Raw genomic sequence first — 15406 nt, 5'->3', positions numbered from 1 at the left:
ATGCCGCTGCCATACCGTGCATATTGCTGCATAATTCTACGCTGACAACATGAATAACGGGAATGACGATGGACATGATTTCGGTGCGGCAAGCGCCCGAGCTGGCGCCGCGCGCCATTGCGTATTTTCAGCGGCACTGGGCCACGGAAGAAACGCTGATGATGTATGAAGACGCCATCAACCGCAGCCTCGGCGCCGCCAACCCGCTGCCGCAGTGGTACCTGCTGATGGAAAATGACCAGATCCTCGGCTGTGCGGGACTGATTACCAACGACTTTATCAGCCGTGGGGAATTGTATCCCTGGCTGTGTGCGCTCTACGTAGAAGAGACGCAGCGCGGCCGGGGCTACGGCACCAAGCTGATTGAGCATGTGGCGACGGAAACCCGCCGGCTGGGCTTCCCGCAGCTGCACCTGTGCACCGATCTGGAAGGCTACTACGAGCGCAGCGGCTTCGTTTATAACGGGCTCGGCTATCACCCCTGGGGCGAAGCCTCGCGGGTCTACTCGCGGGCGCTGTGATCGCCCTCGCCGGGGACGATCAAGACAAACCTGACTTTTCTTTCACCTCATCGCGCATCGCGGGTTACACTGGCCGCTTGTTCGCCACCGACCGGGTTAATTCGCCGCCGCGATGAGAGTGCCACGCCAGCTACAGCAACGCTTTACCGCCTGCATCGCCATTATGGCGGTGCTGTTGCTGTTTGTGGCGCCGGTGGTGTCGAAATCGCTGATGCACCACCCGATGATGGGCGGCATGGCTCAGACGGACGCCGCCATGCCGCACGACCTGCACGGGATGGCGATGCCCGCCGCCGAGCATGCCGGCCACCACGGCATGGATCCTGCGGAGATGATTTTCTGCGGCTATTGCGAGCTGCTGATCCACGTGCCGCTGCTGCTGTGGACATTCGTCCCGCTGCTGTGGCTGATGGCGCGTATCGCGCGCCTGCCTTGCGCGCCGCGCATCGCTTCTCCACCCCTTCGGCGCCTTATTCTGCGGCCAAGCCCGCGCGGGCCGCCCGGCCAACCGTTTTTCCCTATTGCTTGATCATGGGTAACGCCGTCCGTATCGCTGCGGACGGTTTGCCTGCGCGCACAGTTTGAAAAACGAGAAAGGCCATGTCTTCAATAACCAAAACTCCACCTGCCGCATCGCCGCGTGGCGCGATGCTGAACCTGATCAGACGGCTGCATTTCTATATCGGCCTGCTGGTTGCCCCTTTTATTCTGGTCGCTGCACTGACCGGCACGCTGTATGTGCTGACCCCGCAACTTGAAGAGGCGCTGTATCGCGATGCGCTTTTCACCGAGCCGCACGGGCAGGCGAGATCGCTGGCTGACCAGATCGCCGCTGCCCGCCGTGCGGCGGGTGACGAGGCGCGCATTTACGCCGTGCGTCCGGCTCCCGGCGCAATGGATACCACGCGCGTACAGTTCGCGAGTGCCGATCTGGGCGCTTCCGAGTCACGTGCGCTGTTTGTCGATCCCTATACCCTGGCGATCAAGGGCGATATGACGGTGTACGGCACCTCCGGCGTGTTGCCGCTGCGCACCTGGCTGGACAAGCTGCACAGTAGCCTGCTGCTTGGCGATCTGGGCCGCAACTACAGCGAGCTGGCGGCCTCCTGGCTGTGGGTGGCCGCGCTGGGCGGCGTGGCGCTGTGGTTGGCGACGCGGCCGAAGCGCAAGCTGAAAAAGGCAAAAGGGGGCTTCGCCGCCAGCCGCCATTGGCATATCACGCTGGGCGTGGCGCTGCTGGCCGGGCTGCTGTTCTTCTCGGCTACCGGGCTGACCTGGTCGCAGTGGGCCGGCGGCAACATCGACGCACTGCGGGCCAACCTGGGCTGGCTGACGCCGCAGGTCAACACCAGCCTGCAGGCCGATGCGCCGCAGACGCCGGCCGATCCGCACGCCGAGCACCGCGGGATGATGCCGGGCATGAAGATGGGCCCTGCCGCGCAAAGCAATGCGCTGAACGGCGATTGGGATCGGGCGCTGCATGCCGCGCGCGCCGCCGGAATAGACGCCGCCAAGGTCGAGCTGCGCCAGCCGAAAGGCGAGGGCAAAGCCTGGACGGTGACCGAAGTAGATCGCAGCTGGCCGACGCAGGTGGACGCGGTTGCCATCGCGCCGCAAAGCTTCGCCGTCGTCGACCAGGTGCGGTTCGACACCTTCCCGCTCATCGCCAAGCTGACCCGCTGGGGCATCGACGCCCACATGGGCATTCTGTTCGGCTTGCCGAATCAGCTGCTGCTGGCGGCGTTCGGCCTCGGGCTGTGCTTAACGACCGTGCTGGGTTACCGCATGTGGTGGAGTCGCCGCCCGGCGGCGGGGACGCAGCATCCGGTGCAGACCCTGGTTGCCGCCTGGCTGGCGCTTTCCCTGCCTGCCCGCGCCGTCACGCTGCTGGTAGCAGCGGCGCTGGGTTATTGCCTGCCGGTAATGGGCGTGAGCCTCGCGGCGTTGCTGCTGGTGGACGTAGGGCGCTGGCGCGGCCAGCGGCAAGGGCTTCGGGACGAAACGCCGGAAGCGGCCGCCCGCCGCGCCGAGGTGCGCAAGTTCCGCGCGGCGGTGGCGACAGTGGCGGTGGCGGTCGGCTGCGTGATGGGCCGGGCGATCCTCGGCGGCACCGTCGAACAGTTTCAGCTGCCGATCGGTGACTGGAGCGCACAGATGGTGATCATGCAGAGCCTGATGGTGCTCCTGTATACGCTGGTGTTCACCCTGCTGCTTTCCATTCCGCTGTGGTATTTCTTCCTGGGGGAAAAAGAGGGGCGGTGAGGTATTTTGCGCTGATGTGATGCGTTAAACCCCGCTGCGGCGGGGTTTTTCTTGGCTATATCAGCCGGTGTGCGTGCAGTTTGACGCTTTCCATGATGCTGTCCATCGTCACCTGCACGCGGTGCGGCAAAACGCCGCGCCGGCGGTAGATCAGGTAGGCCTGCATATCGATGCCGCGCTCGCGCGCCAGGCAGGGCAGCAGCGTGCCGGCATCGAGCTCGGCGGCGACGGAATAATACGGGGCGTAGACGATGCCCAGGCCCTGTTTGGCCAGCTCGATCGCCGGCAGAATGTTATCGCAGACGCTGGCGCCGTTGATCTCGACCTGCACCAACTCCCCCTGCGCACTGTAGCCGCTCCAGGTATTGCGGATGCCGCCCAGCATGCGCAAGGTAATGCAGCGATGCTGCGACAGTTCATCCAGCTCATTCAGCGGCGAGCGGGCGATGTAATCCGGCGCGGCGAACAGCCCGACGCGAAAACGGGTAAAGGGCCTGGCAATCAGGCTTTCGTTTTGCGGCTGGAAAAAGCTGATCAGCAAATCGCAGTCGCTGTCGAATACTGCGCCATATTTTTTCTCGCGTTCGTCGGGGTTGCGGGTTACCAGATCGACAGTCAGCGCCGGCGCAGCGTGCAGCAGCGGCGGCAGCAAATAGCTGGCCAGGAAAGCGTGGATGCCGATCGGCGCGCCGAGCGTGACCATGCCGTTCAGGCTGCGCTTATAGGTGCCGGCCATATCGAGCAGATCGCTATGCTCGTTCAGCAACTGCGAGGCGCGCCGCAAGAATTGTTCGCCGAACTCGGTCAGTGACAGAGTACGCGGGCCGCGCAGGAACAGCTCCAGCCCGAGCCGCCGCTCCAGCGCGGTGAGGGCGCGCGACACGTTAGACTGCGGCATATCCAACAGCTGCGCCGCTTTGCTGACGCTCGCCGTTTCGGCAATGACGCGGACAATCCTGAGTTCTTCAATGCGGAAGTCTTTCTCTTTCACTGGCCGGCTCGTATGAGTTTGTATATCAAAAATGATATACACCTTTGGCGGCATTGTCATATGACTTATCACGGGTGGGTGGGTATCATTCGATTTGATTATTTGCTATCCACAAAAATAAAGAGAAACCCGTCAATGAAAGTGACAAGAGCGGTTATTTTACCTGCGCTGTTATTACTGGCCGCGTGCTCTTCCGCCGTGACCGAAAAAGAAAAATACTCGACCTTTCTGACCAATTATAACGATATCAATAAAGGTCAATCCGCGTCCGGAAAAGACGTTTTATATTGGAAGGATAAGAACGTCGATTTTTCCCGTTATCAATATCTGGTGTATCAACCGATGATCTATTTCCCGCGGCCGAAACCGAGCGAGATGGTGAGCCAACGTGCGCTCGACAATATCCTGAATTACACCAACCAGCAGTTTAAGCAGGCGATGGGCACCCATTTTACGCTGGTGGACATGCCGCGCGAGCATACCCTGATTTTCCGCGGCGCCATCACGGCGATCGACACGCAGAAGAAAGGGCTGCAGGTCTATGAAGTCTTGCCAATCACGCTGCTGATCGCCGCGACGCAAAGCGTAACCGGGCACCGTACTATGGAGAGCGCGGTCTATATGGAAGGCGAGTTTATCGATGCCGCGACCAATCAGCCGGTCATTAAAGTGGTGCGTAAGGCTTCGGGGGAAAATCTTAATAATGAGAAAGCACAGCTGAAAGTCACCGACGTGAAGAATGCCATCGATACCATCGCCAACGACATCAGACAATATAACACGCTATAGAGATTATTTATTTCCATTATTCTCAACCAGGACTTTACATGTTTCTTAACTATTTTGCTTTAGGCGTACTGATCGCGGTATTCCTGATATTATTCTACGGCGTCATTATTATTCATGATATTCCTTATTTGCTGGCGAAAAAACGCCGGCACCCGCATCAGGATGCGATTCACGTCGCCGGTTGGGTCAGCCTGTTTACGCTGCACGCCATTTGGCCGCTGCTGTGGATCTGGGCGACGCTCTATCGGCCGGAACGCGGCTGGGGCATGAGTGAAAGGCCTGAATTCTCAACGGATCTGCAGGCGCGCATCGCACTGCTCGAAGCGGAATTACAACGCCTGCAGGAAAAGCCGACGGCGGTTCCCGGCCCCACGGTAAGTTGAGCGTAGCCTATGGATTTGCTCATTATTCTCAGCTACGTGGCGCTGAGCTACGGCGTATTTAAACTGTTCCGCATTCCGGTCAACAAATGGACCGTGCCGACTGCGGTGCTTGGCGGAATATTTATCGTTGGCGCCTTGATTCTGACGATGAACTACAACCATCCGTATAGCGATCGGGCGCAGAAAATTGCCGTGTCGGTGCCGATGGTGCCGCAGGTCTCGGGCATGATCGTTGAGGTGACGGAGAAAACCAACGTGCTGCTGCGCAAAGGCGAGGTGCTGTTCCGGCTCGACGACAGCCGCTACCGCGCGCGGCTCACCAAGCTGGAAGCGGATCTGGCCGGGGCGGAGGCGGAGATCAGAACGCGTCGGGCAGCGCTTAGCGAGTCCGCCGCCAACGTGCAGCGGGCGAACGTGGAGTTTGAGCGCGCCCGTAAAGATTACCAGCGCTACGCGAAAGGGGCGGCCATGCCGGTCAATCCGTTTTCGGAGCAGGACGTCAGCCATGCGCAGCAGCAGTATCAGGCGCAATCCGCCGCGCTTCAGGCGGCGAAAGCCCAGTTCCAACAGGAACAGGCGCGGTTGTCCGGGCGCTATGACGGCGAAGACGCCACGATAGCCAGCCTGAAATCGCAAATAGCCGAAGCGCGTTACAACCTGGAACAAACGGTGGTGCGTGCGCCGAGCGATGGCTATGTCACGCAGGTGCTGGCGCGGCCGGGCACGGCGGCGGTGCGCTTGCCGTTCAAACCGGTGATGATTTTTATCCCGCAGCAAAAGCGCCAGGTGGTGGCGGTATTCCGCCAGAACGCCATCCTGCGCTTGGCGCAGGGGGATCAGGCTGAAGTGGTGTTTAACGGTTTGCCGGGACAGGTTTATGGCGGCACCGTAAGCCGGGTGTTGCCGGCGATACCGGACGGCAGCTACCAGGCCAGCGGCGCACTGCAGGGCCTGAGCGCCACGCCGGGCCGGGAAGGGGTGTACGTGATGATCGATCTGGCAGCCAACCCGGATCTGGATCATCTGCCCGACGGCGTGAGCGCTCAGGCGGCGGTCTATACCGGGCACTTCGAGCACGTCTCCGTGATGCGCAAAGTGCTGCTGCGCATGACCAGCTGGCTGCATTACCTCTATCTGGATCACTAGCCCGCATTGGCCCGGGGGAGCTCGGGCCAAGGGGCTTCCCCCTGAATGTGACAAAAACAAAAAAGCCCGCAACCGAAGTTGTGGGCTTTTTCGCTATTATCGCCGGGTCTATCTGGTTCACTGGCGACGTATTTGGTGGAGCTGGGGGGATTTGAACCCCCGTCCGAAATTACTACACCGTCGGCACTACATGCTTAGTCCAATCTTTACATTCGCCGGCCAGCTGCGGATGGACACGCTACTGACAGACTAGCCTGATTGAGTTTAACGCTTCAGCCCCAGGCAGGACATCCACGCGATCTCTTTTGGGTTTGACCTCTCTTGATCCCCGTCCTAAGAGCGGAGGCTAGGGAGAGAGGGCTCTAAGCAGGGTATTAAGCTGCTAAAGCGTAGTTTTCGTCGTTTGCGACTATTTTTTTGCGGCTTTTTACGAGGCCAACCGCCCCTCGGCATGCTCCTAGGGCTTCGCAAATCCCGTCGAATCCAGAATCAGCCCCAAGTAACTTTGTGCAGTATACCAGAAGTTTACCTCGATAAGCCAGCGGCTTAACGATTGGCGTGCTTCATGATACGGGCTTTCGCCGTCTGCCATTCGCGATCTTTGATGTCATCGCGTTTGTCGTGCTCTTTCTTGCCTTTGGCTACGCCGATCTTGATCTTGCTCCAGGCATTTTTCCAATACAGGGACAAGGCCACCACGGTGTAACCGTCGCGGTTGACGCGGCCGAGCAGGGTGTCCAGCTCGCGTCGGTTCAGCAGCAGTTTACGGGTACGCGTCGGATCGCACACCACATGCGACGAAGCCACGTTGAGCGGGGTGATGGTGGCGCCAAACAGGTAGGCTTCACCGTCACGGAACGTCACGTAGCTGTCGCTGAGGTTGGCTTTGCCTGCACGCAGCGATTTAACTTCCCACCCTTGCAGCGACAGGCCCGCCTCGAACTCTTCTTCAATGAAGTATTCGAAACGCGCGCGCTTGTTTTGGGCAATGGTGGCGGAACCGGGTTTGTGTGCTTTTTTCTTTGTCATAGTGCGTTCATTATACTGGATGCTTCAGCGAAAGAAATCCTTTCCCGTTCAGCACCTGCGCAATTTTTCGCATTTTTGGTGCCCTCATCCCTTAGCAGATTTTTTGTTTGCCGCCAGATAAATGGTATTATCTGTACGTTTTATGTCTTACAGGAAATGATATGCCCCAGATCAGTCGGTCTGCATTAGTGCCGTTCAGCGCCGAGCAGATGTATCAGTTGGTTAACGATGTTCATTCTTATCCCGATTTTCTGCCAGGCTGCACCGGCAGCCGGGTGCTTAACGCTACCTCCAACGAAATGACCGCCGCGGTGGACGTCGCCAAGGCAGGTATCAGCAAGACCTTCACCACGCGCAATACGCTGCTGGATAACCAGAGCATCAATATGCAGCTGGTCGATGGTCCGTTCCGCAAGCTGATGGGTGGCTGGCAGTTCACGCCGCTGAGCGAAGAGGCCTGCAAGGTGGAGCTGCACCTGGACTTCGAGTTCACCAACAAACTGATAGAGCTGGCGTTCGGCAAGGTGTTCAAAGAGCTGGCGGGCAGCATGGTGCAGGCATTTACCCAGCGGGCGAAAGAGGTCTACAGTGTCTGACATCCAGGTCGAGGTGGTGTACGCCTTGCCGGAGCGGCAGTACCTGCGCAAGGTGAAGCTGGCCGAGGGCAGCAGCGTCGAGCAGGCGATCCAGGCTTCGGGCCTGCTGGAGCTGCGCCAGGATATCGATCTTAAAAGCAACAAAATCGGCATCTACAGCCGCCCGGCCAAGCTGGGCGATACGCTGAACGACGGCGACCGGGTGGAGATCTACCGGCCGCTGATCGCCGATCCGAAAGAGCTGCGCCGGCAACGGGCAGAAAAGGCAAAAAAATAAGGCGCTTAAGCGCCTTATTTTTTATCTGAGACTGATTTTCTCTTCCGCGTTGCAGCCTGCGACTGTCATGAGGAACATCGTGCCACCTCATGGGCCGGAAGAGCGGGCGGCGCCGATTACTTGGTCAGCGCCGGTTTGTTCTGGATATCGGTCAACACGCCTGCGCTGTCGAAGGTCAGCGTCAGCGTCTGCTGGGTGATGTCTTCATGGCCAGGCTGCTGGCGGAACACATAGAACCACGTCTGAGTCCCGAACGGGTCTTGCAGCATTGGTGTGCCCAATGTGTAAGCGACCTGTTGTTGGGTCATCCCTTTCTGAATTTTCGCCACGTCGGTCGACGTCAGGTAGTTCCCCTGATTGATGTCAGGACGATAAACCACCTTTTCAAAAGTAGAACAGCCTGCAGTCAGCATCACAAAAACTACAGCGGCGGCAGTCAGCGTTTTACAGCGCATAGTAATCACATTCCTTTAGGGCATAGGATGCCGATGATAATAGACCTTGCGGCAGTTGGAAACCTTTATACCCTTCATCTTTCACGTTGCGACGCGTTGGCTTTCCTTTAGCACCTCAAGCGCTTGGCCTTTTTCAGGCTGTTGAGATGGCTTTGGATCACCGCCGCGCCGCACTTTAGATATTTCTCGGGCCAACAGCGTCACTGTCAGACCGCAGGAAAGTGAAAAAGTTGAGCTTTTTTATGCCGCCAGCAGTTCTTTGGCGTTCGCCAACGTATTGCGGGTGACTTCGCTGCCGCCGAGCAGGCGCGCCAGCTCCTGCAGCCGGGCGCGTTTATCCAGCGGCGCCATCTGGGTTTCGGTAACCGTGCCGTCGGTCTGCTTGCTGACGAACAGGTGCTGATGCCCGCATCCGGCCACCTGCGGCAGGTGGGTGACGCACATCACCTGGGTGGATTCGCCGAGCTGGCGCAGCAGACGGCCGACGATGGCGGCGGTCGGGCCGCTGATGCCCACGTCCACCTCATCGAAGATCAGCGCCGGGGTTTCCATCTTGCGGGCGGTGATCACCTGAATGGCCAGCGCGATGCGCGACAGCTCGCCGCCGGAGGCGACCTTCGCCAGCGGCTGCAGCGGCTGCCCCGGGTTGGTGGAGACGCAGAACTCGGTGCGGCTGGCCCCTTCGGCGCTCAGGTGCTGCGGTTCGAAGCGCACGTCGATGTTGAACTTGCCGTGCGGCATGGAGAGCGCCTGCATGCTGTCGGTGATGAGCGTGGTCAGCTCGGCGGCGTAGTGCAGGCGTTTCTGATGCAGCTGCTCCGCCAGCGCCAGCGCCTGCTGATGATGCAGGGTCACCGCCTCGTTCAGGTGCTCATGGTCGCTTTCCTGCTGAGACAGCAGCTGCTGTTCATCCAGCAACTGCTGATGCAGCTGCGGCAGCTCTTCCGGCGCGACCTGGTGTTTGCGCGCCAGGCTGATTTGACGCGACAGGCGCTGTTCCAGCTCGTGCAGGCGATTGGGATCGAGATCCATGCGATCGGCGTAATGGCGCAGTTCGTCGCTGGCTTCGCTGATCTGGATAGAGGCCTCTTCCAGCATGTCCAGCAGACCGCTGAGCTTATCGTCCAGCCCGGCCAGCTCAAGCAGCAGGTGTTTGGCGCTGTAAAGCTGGCTGAGCATGTTGTTCTCGTCGCTGTCGGCCAGCAATTGCAGCGTTTGCTGGCTGAGGGTCAGCAGCTGGCCGCTGTTGGCCAGGCGCTTGTACTCGGCGTCGGTCTGTTCGAACTCGCCGGCCTGCGGCGCGAATTCGTTCAGCTCTTTCAATTGGTATTGCAGCAGCTGCTTGCGCGCTTCGCGCTCGATGGACTGCTGCTGATGGTGCGCCAGCTCGCGGCAGCTCTGATGCCAGCGTTGGTAGGCCTGGCTCATCGCCGCCAGCAGGGCGGGTTCGTCGGCGTAGGCGTCGAGCAGCGCTTTTTGGTGCTCCGGCTTGAGCAGCAGCTGATGGGCGTGTTGACCGTGGATCTGGATCAGGCGTTGCCCCAGCTCACGCAGCTGCGACAGCGGCACGGCGGTGCCGTTGATAAAGCCGCGCGAACGGCCGTCGGCGTTGATCACCCGGCGCAGCAGGCATTCGTTGCTGTCGTCCAGCTGGTTTTGCTCCAGCCACGCGCGCGCGGACGGGGTGTCCGCCAGCGAGAAGCGTGCGCAGATGTCGGCGCGGGCGGCTCCCAGGCGCACCACGTTGCCGTCGGCGCGGTTGCCGAGGCACAGCCCCAGCGCATCGATGGCGATGGATTTGCCGGCGCCGGTTTCACCGGTGATCGCCGTCATGCCCGGTTGAAAATCGATTTCCAACTCACGAACGATAGCAAAGTTGCTGATGGTTAATTGCGCCAGCATGGGAACCTTCCTGTGTATAAACACATAACTGTAGTTTCATACAGTATAAACTGGTTTTATATACAGTAAAGTGGCCGATGCAGATTTTAGAACAATTTTTTCGACCAGCCCAACTTGGTGCTTAACGTGTTGAAATAGCTGTAGTCCTTCGGGTGAATCAGGTTCAGATGGAAGTTGCTGCGGCGGATCAGCACTTCTTCGCCTTCCTGGATCGGCAGTGCGATCTGGCTGTCGCAGCTGATCTCCAGATCGCTGCCGATCTGCGAGAATTTCAGGCGGATGGTGCTGTCGCCGTTGATCACCAGCGGCCGGGCGGAAAGGGTGTGGGGGAACATCGGCACCAGCGCGATCGCCTCCAGCGACGGGGTGAGGATCGGCCCGCCGGCGGAGAGCGAGTAGGCGGTGGAGCCGGTCGGCGTGGCGATGATCAGGCCGTCCGAGCGCTGCGAGAAGGCGAAGCGATCGTCGATATACACCTCGAATTCGATCATGTGCGCCACTTTGCCGGGGTGCAGCACCACTTCGTTGATGGCGGTGCTGATGCGGCACTGCTGGTGCTCTTTATGCACGATGGTTTCCAGCAGGAAACGCTGTTCGTCGATGTACTCGCCTTCCAGCACGTCCGCCAGCTGCTGCAGAGCGTTGTCGGGATCGAGATCGGTGAGGAAACCGAGGTTGCCGCGATTGACTCCGATTACCTTGATGTCGTAGCGCGCCAGCACGCGCGCGGCGCCGAGCATGTTGCCGTCGCCGCCGACCACCACCGCCAGATCGGCGCGCTGGCCAATATCCGCCAGGCTGCCGGTGACGGCGTCTTTCAGCCCCAAATCATGGGCGATTTGGCGTTCGACCATCACCGAATAGCCGCGGGCCACCAGCCAGTGGAACAGCATCTCGTGGGTTGCCAGCGCTGAAGGGTGACGCGGGTGGCCAACAATGCCAATACAGGCGAATTTTTTATTCATTTGTTGTGATTTTCCTCACCGGGACCCGTTTATGCCCCACATTGTGACCGGTTGACTTGAAACCCCGGTTTTGATCCCCATAATAAGCCAAGTTGCGAGATTAATGCTAAAACGCGGAGATATTCATGAGTAGTAAAGAACAGAAGACGCCAAACGAGCAAGTCTCGGAAGAAATGGAACAACACGCTCATCACGAGGATACGCTGCCGGAAGCGGCGGAAGGCGTCGATCTGCGCGATGCGCGTATCGCCGAACTGGAAGCCCAACTGGCGGAAGCTCAGCAGCACGAGCGCGACAGCCTGCTGCGCGCCAAAGCGGAAGCGGAGAACATCCGTCGCCGCGCCGAACTGGACGTCGAGAAAGCGCACAAGTTCGCCCTGGAGAAATTCTCCGGCGATCTGCTGCCGGTGATCGACAACCTGGAGCGCGCGCTGGATCTGGCGGATAAAAACAATCCGGAACTGGCCGCGATGATCGAAGGCATCGAGCTGACGCTGAAATCGCTGCTGGACGTGGTGCGCAAGTACGGTATCGAAATCGTCGGCGACGTCAACGTGCCGTTCAACCCGGAAGTGCATCAGGCGATGAGCATGATGGAATCCGCCGATCACCAGCCGAACCACGTGATGATGGTGATGCAGAAAGGCTATACGCTGAACGGCCGCCTGCTGCGTCCGGCGATGGTCGCGGTCTCCAAAGCCAAGGCGTAATCGCCCCGGCAACGGCATAAAGAAAGGCACCCGAGGGTGCCTTTTTTGTCTCTGGACTACGCCTGCGGCAGGCGCGGCATCCAGTCGATCGGCGTGAGCCCTTGCTGCTCCAGCAGCTGATTGGCCTGCGAGAAGTGGCGGCAGCCGAGGAAACCGCGGTGCGCGGAGAGCGGCGACGGGTGCGGTGCTTTCAGCACATGGTGGCGGTTGCGGTCGATAAAGTTGCCTTTCTTCTGCGCGTGCGAGCCCCACAGCAGGAACACCACGCCTTCGCGGTTCTCGTTCAGGGCGGCAATCACCTTATCGGTAAAGGTTTCCCAGCCCAGGTTGGCGTGCGAGTGCGCGCGGCCGCCTTCCACCGTCAGCACGGTGTTGAGCAGCAGCACCCCCTGTTCGGCCCAGCTTTGCAGGTAGCCGTGATCCGGGCGCTCGAAACCGGGAATGTCGGTCGCCAGCTCTTTATACATGTTCACCAGCGACGGCGGCGCCGGCACGCCGGGGCGCACCGAGAAAGAGAGGCCGTGCGCCTGATTGGGGCCGTGGTAGGGATCCTGGCCGAGGATGACGACTTTGACGTCCGCCAGCTCGGTAAAGCGGAACGCGTTGAACACGTCTTTCTGCGGTGGATAAATGGTCTTACCGGCCTGGCGCTCAGCGGCAACAAAGGCGAGCGTTTCAACAAAATAGGGTTGCTCTTTTTCTTTGCCGATCACGTCATGCCAGGTGAGGGAGGTGGCCATAAACGCTCTCCTTTGTTTTCTTTAGCAATTCATGGGCTATAGCTTACCGTGTCGGCCCGCGCAGCGAAACCCGCTTTTCATTTCTCGCCGCCGTTTGTAATGCAATTATTTTTGAAAATTTACAAAAATAATTGTTTTTTAGCGCGACGGGAAAATTGATATAAAACATAAATTTGCCCCTTCACGCCTTGTGCCTACCCGGTAAAAATTGACTTTAATCAAAGAACTGGCCCGGTCAGGCTGGTATACAGAACAACAAGACAACAATGGTTTTACCAAATGGCCGAAACCAGAATTGGGTTTTCTCACGATGTGAATTTTTACGCCCTTGTACGGAGGCAACATAATGATTACCGGTATTCAAATTACCAAAGCGAACGACCAGGCGCTGGTGAATTCTTTCTGGCTGCTGGACGATGAAAAAGCGGAAGCTCGCTGCGTGTGCGCCAAGGCCAACTACGCGGAAGATCAGGTTGTCGCGGTCAGCGATCTGGGCCAGATCGAATACCGTGAAGTGCCGCTGGAAATGCAGCCGACCGTGCGCGTGGAAGGCGGCCAGCACCTGAACGTCAACGTGCTGCGTCGCGAAACCCTGGAAGACGCGGTCAAGCATCCGGAAAAATACCCGCAGCTGACCATCCGCGTGTCCGGCTATGCGGTGCGTTTCAATTCCCTGACGCCGGAACAGCAGCGCGACGTTATCGCCCGCACCTTTACCGAAAGCCTGTAATCGGCGGCGCAGTCAATCAGGGAGCTTCGGCTCCCTTTTTGCGCTTGATGGCCGAAAACTGAAGGCGGATCACATTCTGCACAAAGATAAGCATTCCTGATACAGAACTCATCCGACCTGCCGATAGCTAAATCAGCACCTATTCAGGTGCTAAATAAAAAAGTCTATCGACAAGGAGTCGGCATGAGTATGCCTTTAAGTTTTACCTCTGCAGTATCCCCGGTGGCCGCGATCCCTACACCTCGCGCCGCTGCCGAAACGGCGACGGCATCGCAGCCTGCGGCAGCGCCGGCAAATCCGGCGCCGGTGGCCACCCCTTCTCAGAATACGCTGAACGCGCAGAACCTGTTGAATACGCTGGTCGGCGATATCTCTGCGGCGGCGCCGACGGCGGTTGCGCCGGGCGTGACCCGGGGGCAACAATCTCAGGAAGGCGATTATGCGTTGGCGCTGTTGGCCAAGGACGTTTACTCGCTGAACGGCCAGGGCGCCGCCGGGTTCAACCGTCTGAGCGACAGCGCGTTGCTCGGGTTCGGCATCGATCCCGCCAGCCTGCACGACGCGGGCAGCGGTTTCCAGGCCGGGATTTACAGCAACGACAAGCAGTATGTGTTGGCGTTCGCCGGCACCAACGACTGGCGCGACTGGCTGAGCAACGTGCGGCAGGCGACGGGTTATGACGATGTGCAGTACAATCAGGCGGTTGCCGCCGCCAAAAGCGCCAAGGCGGCCTTCGGCGATGCGTTGGTGATCGCCGGTCATTCGCTCGGCGGTGGTCTGGCGGCCACGGCGGCGCTGGCGACCGGCACCGTCGCGGTCACCTTCAATGCGGCCGGGGTGTCGGATTACACCCTGAATCGCCTGGGTATCGATCCGGCGGCGGCGAAGAAAGACGCCGAAGCCGGCGGCATTCGCCGTTACAGCGAGCAATATGACATGCTGACCAGCACCCAGGAATCGACTTCGCTGATCCCGGACGCCATCGGCCACAACATTACCCTGGCCAACAACGATACCCTGACCGGCATCGATGACTGGCGGCCGAGCAAGCATCTGGATCGCAGCCTGACGGCGCACGGCATCGACAAGGTGATAAGCTCGATGGCGGAACAAAAGCCGTGGGAGGCGAAGGCCAATGCCTGAAGGGCGTCGCTTGCGGCGGGCGCTGGCGATAGCCTTACTGGCGCTGGTCGCGGTGACCGGTTTACTGATGATGGCTAAGGAGCAACAGATGGGGCAGGAGATTTCACCGTTTGACGGCCGCAGCAACCAGGCGCTGGCTCAGGCGGTGGCGCGCGGCGATACGCAGGGCATCGGTGCGCAGGCCACGCAGGATCGCTTGCGCGAACGGGGCGATCGGCAGGTCACGCTGTTGCAGTGGGCGGTGCTTTCGCAACAGCCGGCCAGCGTGCAGACGTTGCTGGAGCTCGGTGCCGACCCGGCGACGGCGGGGCTGGACGGCAACAGCGCGCTGCACACCGCGGCGATGTTGCAAGACGCGCAGTATCTGCGGTTGTTGCTGACCGAAGGGGCGCAGGTGAACGTGCGCAATGCCGTTACCGGCGCCACGCCGCTCGCGGCGGCGGTGCTGGCCGGGCGTGAGGAGCAGCTGCGGCTGCTGTTGGCGGCCGGGGCGGACACCACGTTGAGCGATCGGCTGGGGGATACTCCGCTGCATCTGGCGGCGAAGATCAACGCGCCGCACCTGGCGCTGTTGCTGTTGCAGGCCGGTGCCGATGCCCGGGCGCGCAATCAGCAGGGTTATGCGTTCCAGTTTTATTTCTCGCAAACGCCGGCGCATTTGCAGAATGACGAGCTGAAGGCGCAGTTCCGCGAGCTGGATAAATGGCTGCAGGGGCGCCGCCTGGCCACGCATTACGCGCAGCAGTAAACACCCATAAAAAAACCGC

At 59.8% G+C, this 15406-nt stretch carries 18 protein-coding genes and 1 other RNA gene; 12 read left to right on the top strand and 7 right to left on the bottom strand.

Going from position 1 to position 15406, the window contains the following annotated elements:
* The first annotated feature begins 68 nt into the window (after positions 1–68).
* The 3 genes from ACJ8PE_RS13885 to ACJ8PE_RS13875 all read left to right on the top strand — a co-directional run bounded on the left by ACJ8PE_RS13885 (position 69) and on the right by ACJ8PE_RS13875 (position 2783).
* Complete coding sequence (locus ACJ8PE_RS13885) at positions 69–521, top strand: GNAT family N-acetyltransferase (RefSeq protein ID WP_197760262.1); 453 nt, start codon at positions 69–71, stop codon at positions 519–521.
* Positions 522–633: 112 nt separating this feature from the next.
* On the top strand, positions 634–1050 hold the full coding sequence (locus tag ACJ8PE_RS13880) for a DUF2946 domain-containing protein (protein ID WP_232094946.1): 417 nt from the start codon (positions 634–636) through the stop codon (positions 1048–1050).
* 71 nt (positions 1051–1121) lie between these two features.
* Positions 1122–2783: a DUF2534 family protein gene (locus tag ACJ8PE_RS13875; protein ID WP_197793465.1), complete on the top strand. Its 1662-nt coding sequence runs from the start codon at positions 1122–1124 to the stop codon at positions 2781–2783.
* A 55-nt stretch (positions 2784–2838) separates the two neighbouring features.
* Here ACJ8PE_RS13875 and ACJ8PE_RS13870 read toward each other — a convergent pair whose 3' ends face one another.
* Positions 2839–3774 (bottom strand): LysR family transcriptional regulator, encoded by a 936-nt coding sequence (locus ACJ8PE_RS13870; protein WP_025303965.1) that lies wholly within the window; start codon positions 3772–3774, stop codon positions 2839–2841.
* Between the two features lie 135 nt (positions 3775–3909).
* Here ACJ8PE_RS13870 and ACJ8PE_RS13865 point away from each other — a divergent pair, with 135 nt between their 5' ends.
* The 3 genes from ACJ8PE_RS13865 to ACJ8PE_RS13855 are packed head-to-tail and all read left to right on the top strand — an operon-like array spanning position 3910 to position 6092.
* Complete coding sequence (locus ACJ8PE_RS13865; protein WP_025303964.1) at positions 3910–4563, top strand: DUF3313 domain-containing protein; 654 nt, start codon at positions 3910–3912, stop codon at positions 4561–4563.
* A gap of 38 nt (positions 4564–4601) precedes the next feature.
* Complete coding sequence (locus ACJ8PE_RS13860; protein ID WP_197760259.1) at positions 4602–4946, top strand: DUF3302 domain-containing protein; 345 nt, start codon at positions 4602–4604, stop codon at positions 4944–4946.
* Between the two features lie 9 nt (positions 4947–4955).
* On the top strand, positions 4956–6092 hold the full coding sequence (locus tag ACJ8PE_RS13855; RefSeq protein WP_033651593.1) for an HlyD family secretion protein: 1137 nt from the start codon (positions 4956–4958) through the stop codon (positions 6090–6092).
* Between the two features lie 133 nt (positions 6093–6225).
* Here the strand turns inward: ACJ8PE_RS13855 and ssrA are convergent.
* Positions 6226–6589: a transfer-messenger RNA gene (ssrA, locus tag ACJ8PE_RS13850) on the bottom strand.
* Positions 6590–6638: 49 nt separating this feature from the next.
* Entirely contained in the window at positions 6639–7121 is a 483-nt protein-coding gene (gene smpB / locus ACJ8PE_RS13845) for an SsrA-binding protein SmpB (protein ID WP_016929804.1), read from the bottom strand.
* Between the two features lie 161 nt (positions 7122–7282).
* Here smpB and ACJ8PE_RS13840 point away from each other — a divergent pair, with 161 nt between their 5' ends.
* Both ACJ8PE_RS13840 and ACJ8PE_RS13835 read left to right on the top strand, forming a co-directional pair.
* Entirely contained in the window at positions 7283–7717 is a 435-nt protein-coding gene (locus ACJ8PE_RS13840) for a type II toxin-antitoxin system RatA family toxin (RefSeq protein WP_004929096.1), read from the top strand.
* Positions 7710–7994: an RnfH family protein gene (locus ACJ8PE_RS13835; RefSeq protein ID WP_004929098.1), complete on the top strand. Its 285-nt coding sequence runs from the start codon at positions 7710–7712 to the stop codon at positions 7992–7994. The genes ACJ8PE_RS13840 and ACJ8PE_RS13835 overlap by 8 nt, the downstream gene beginning before the upstream one ends.
* Positions 7995–8110: 116 nt before the next feature.
* Here ACJ8PE_RS13835 and bamE read toward each other — a convergent pair whose 3' ends face one another.
* From bamE to nadK, 3 genes are all read right to left on the bottom strand, one after another.
* Positions 8111–8449: an outer membrane protein assembly factor BamE gene (bamE, locus tag ACJ8PE_RS13830; protein ID WP_044030646.1), complete on the bottom strand. Its 339-nt coding sequence runs from the start codon at positions 8447–8449 to the stop codon at positions 8111–8113.
* A gap of 240 nt (positions 8450–8689) precedes the next feature.
* Positions 8690–10351 carry a DNA repair protein RecN gene (gene recN, locus ACJ8PE_RS13825; protein ID WP_033644129.1) on the bottom strand — a complete coding sequence of 554 codons (1662 nt, stop codon included), beginning with the start codon at positions 10349–10351 and terminating at the stop codon, positions 8690–8692.
* A gap of 86 nt (positions 10352–10437) precedes the next feature.
* Positions 10438–11316 carry an NAD(+) kinase gene (gene nadK / locus ACJ8PE_RS13820; RefSeq protein ID WP_004929107.1) on the bottom strand — a complete coding sequence of 293 codons (879 nt, stop codon included), beginning with the start codon at positions 11314–11316 and terminating at the stop codon, positions 10438–10440.
* Between the two features lie 125 nt (positions 11317–11441).
* On the opposite strand from nadK, the gene grpE reads away from it, so the two are divergent.
* A complete protein-coding gene (grpE, locus tag ACJ8PE_RS13815) occupies positions 11442–12026 on the top strand; it encodes a nucleotide exchange factor GrpE (protein WP_025159545.1) in 585 nt (194 codons plus the stop codon).
* Between the two features lie 56 nt (positions 12027–12082).
* Here grpE and ung read toward each other — a convergent pair whose 3' ends face one another.
* Positions 12083–12766: a uracil-DNA glycosylase gene (gene ung, locus ACJ8PE_RS13810; protein ID WP_004929112.1), complete on the bottom strand. Its 684-nt coding sequence runs from the start codon at positions 12764–12766 to the stop codon at positions 12083–12085.
* A gap of 346 nt (positions 12767–13112) precedes the next feature.
* Here ung and grcA point away from each other — a divergent pair, with 346 nt between their 5' ends.
* The 3 genes from grcA to ACJ8PE_RS13795 all read left to right on the top strand — a co-directional run bounded on the left by grcA (position 13113) and on the right by ACJ8PE_RS13795 (position 15387).
* Positions 13113–13496 carry an autonomous glycyl radical cofactor GrcA gene (gene grcA / locus ACJ8PE_RS13805; protein WP_004929114.1) on the top strand — a complete coding sequence of 128 codons (384 nt, stop codon included), beginning with the start codon at positions 13113–13115 and terminating at the stop codon, positions 13494–13496.
* A gap of 183 nt (positions 13497–13679) precedes the next feature.
* Positions 13680–14639 carry a DUF2974 domain-containing protein gene (locus ACJ8PE_RS13800; protein ID WP_033644128.1) on the top strand — a complete coding sequence of 320 codons (960 nt, stop codon included), beginning with the start codon at positions 13680–13682 and terminating at the stop codon, positions 14637–14639.
* Complete coding sequence (locus tag ACJ8PE_RS13795) at positions 14632–15387, top strand: ankyrin repeat domain-containing protein (RefSeq protein ID WP_033651589.1); 756 nt, start codon at positions 14632–14634, stop codon at positions 15385–15387. Before ACJ8PE_RS13800 ends, ACJ8PE_RS13795 begins: the two co-directional genes overlap by 8 nt.
* Positions 15388–15406: the final 19 nt, after the last annotated feature.

The organism is Serratia sp. CY74737 (genome assembly GCF_052166775.1).
Lineage (GTDB): Bacteria > Pseudomonadota > Gammaproteobacteria > Enterobacterales > Enterobacteriaceae > Serratia > Serratia ureilytica.
Note: the sequence above shows the minus strand (reverse complement) of the source record. Positions and strands in the feature narration are given on the sequence as shown.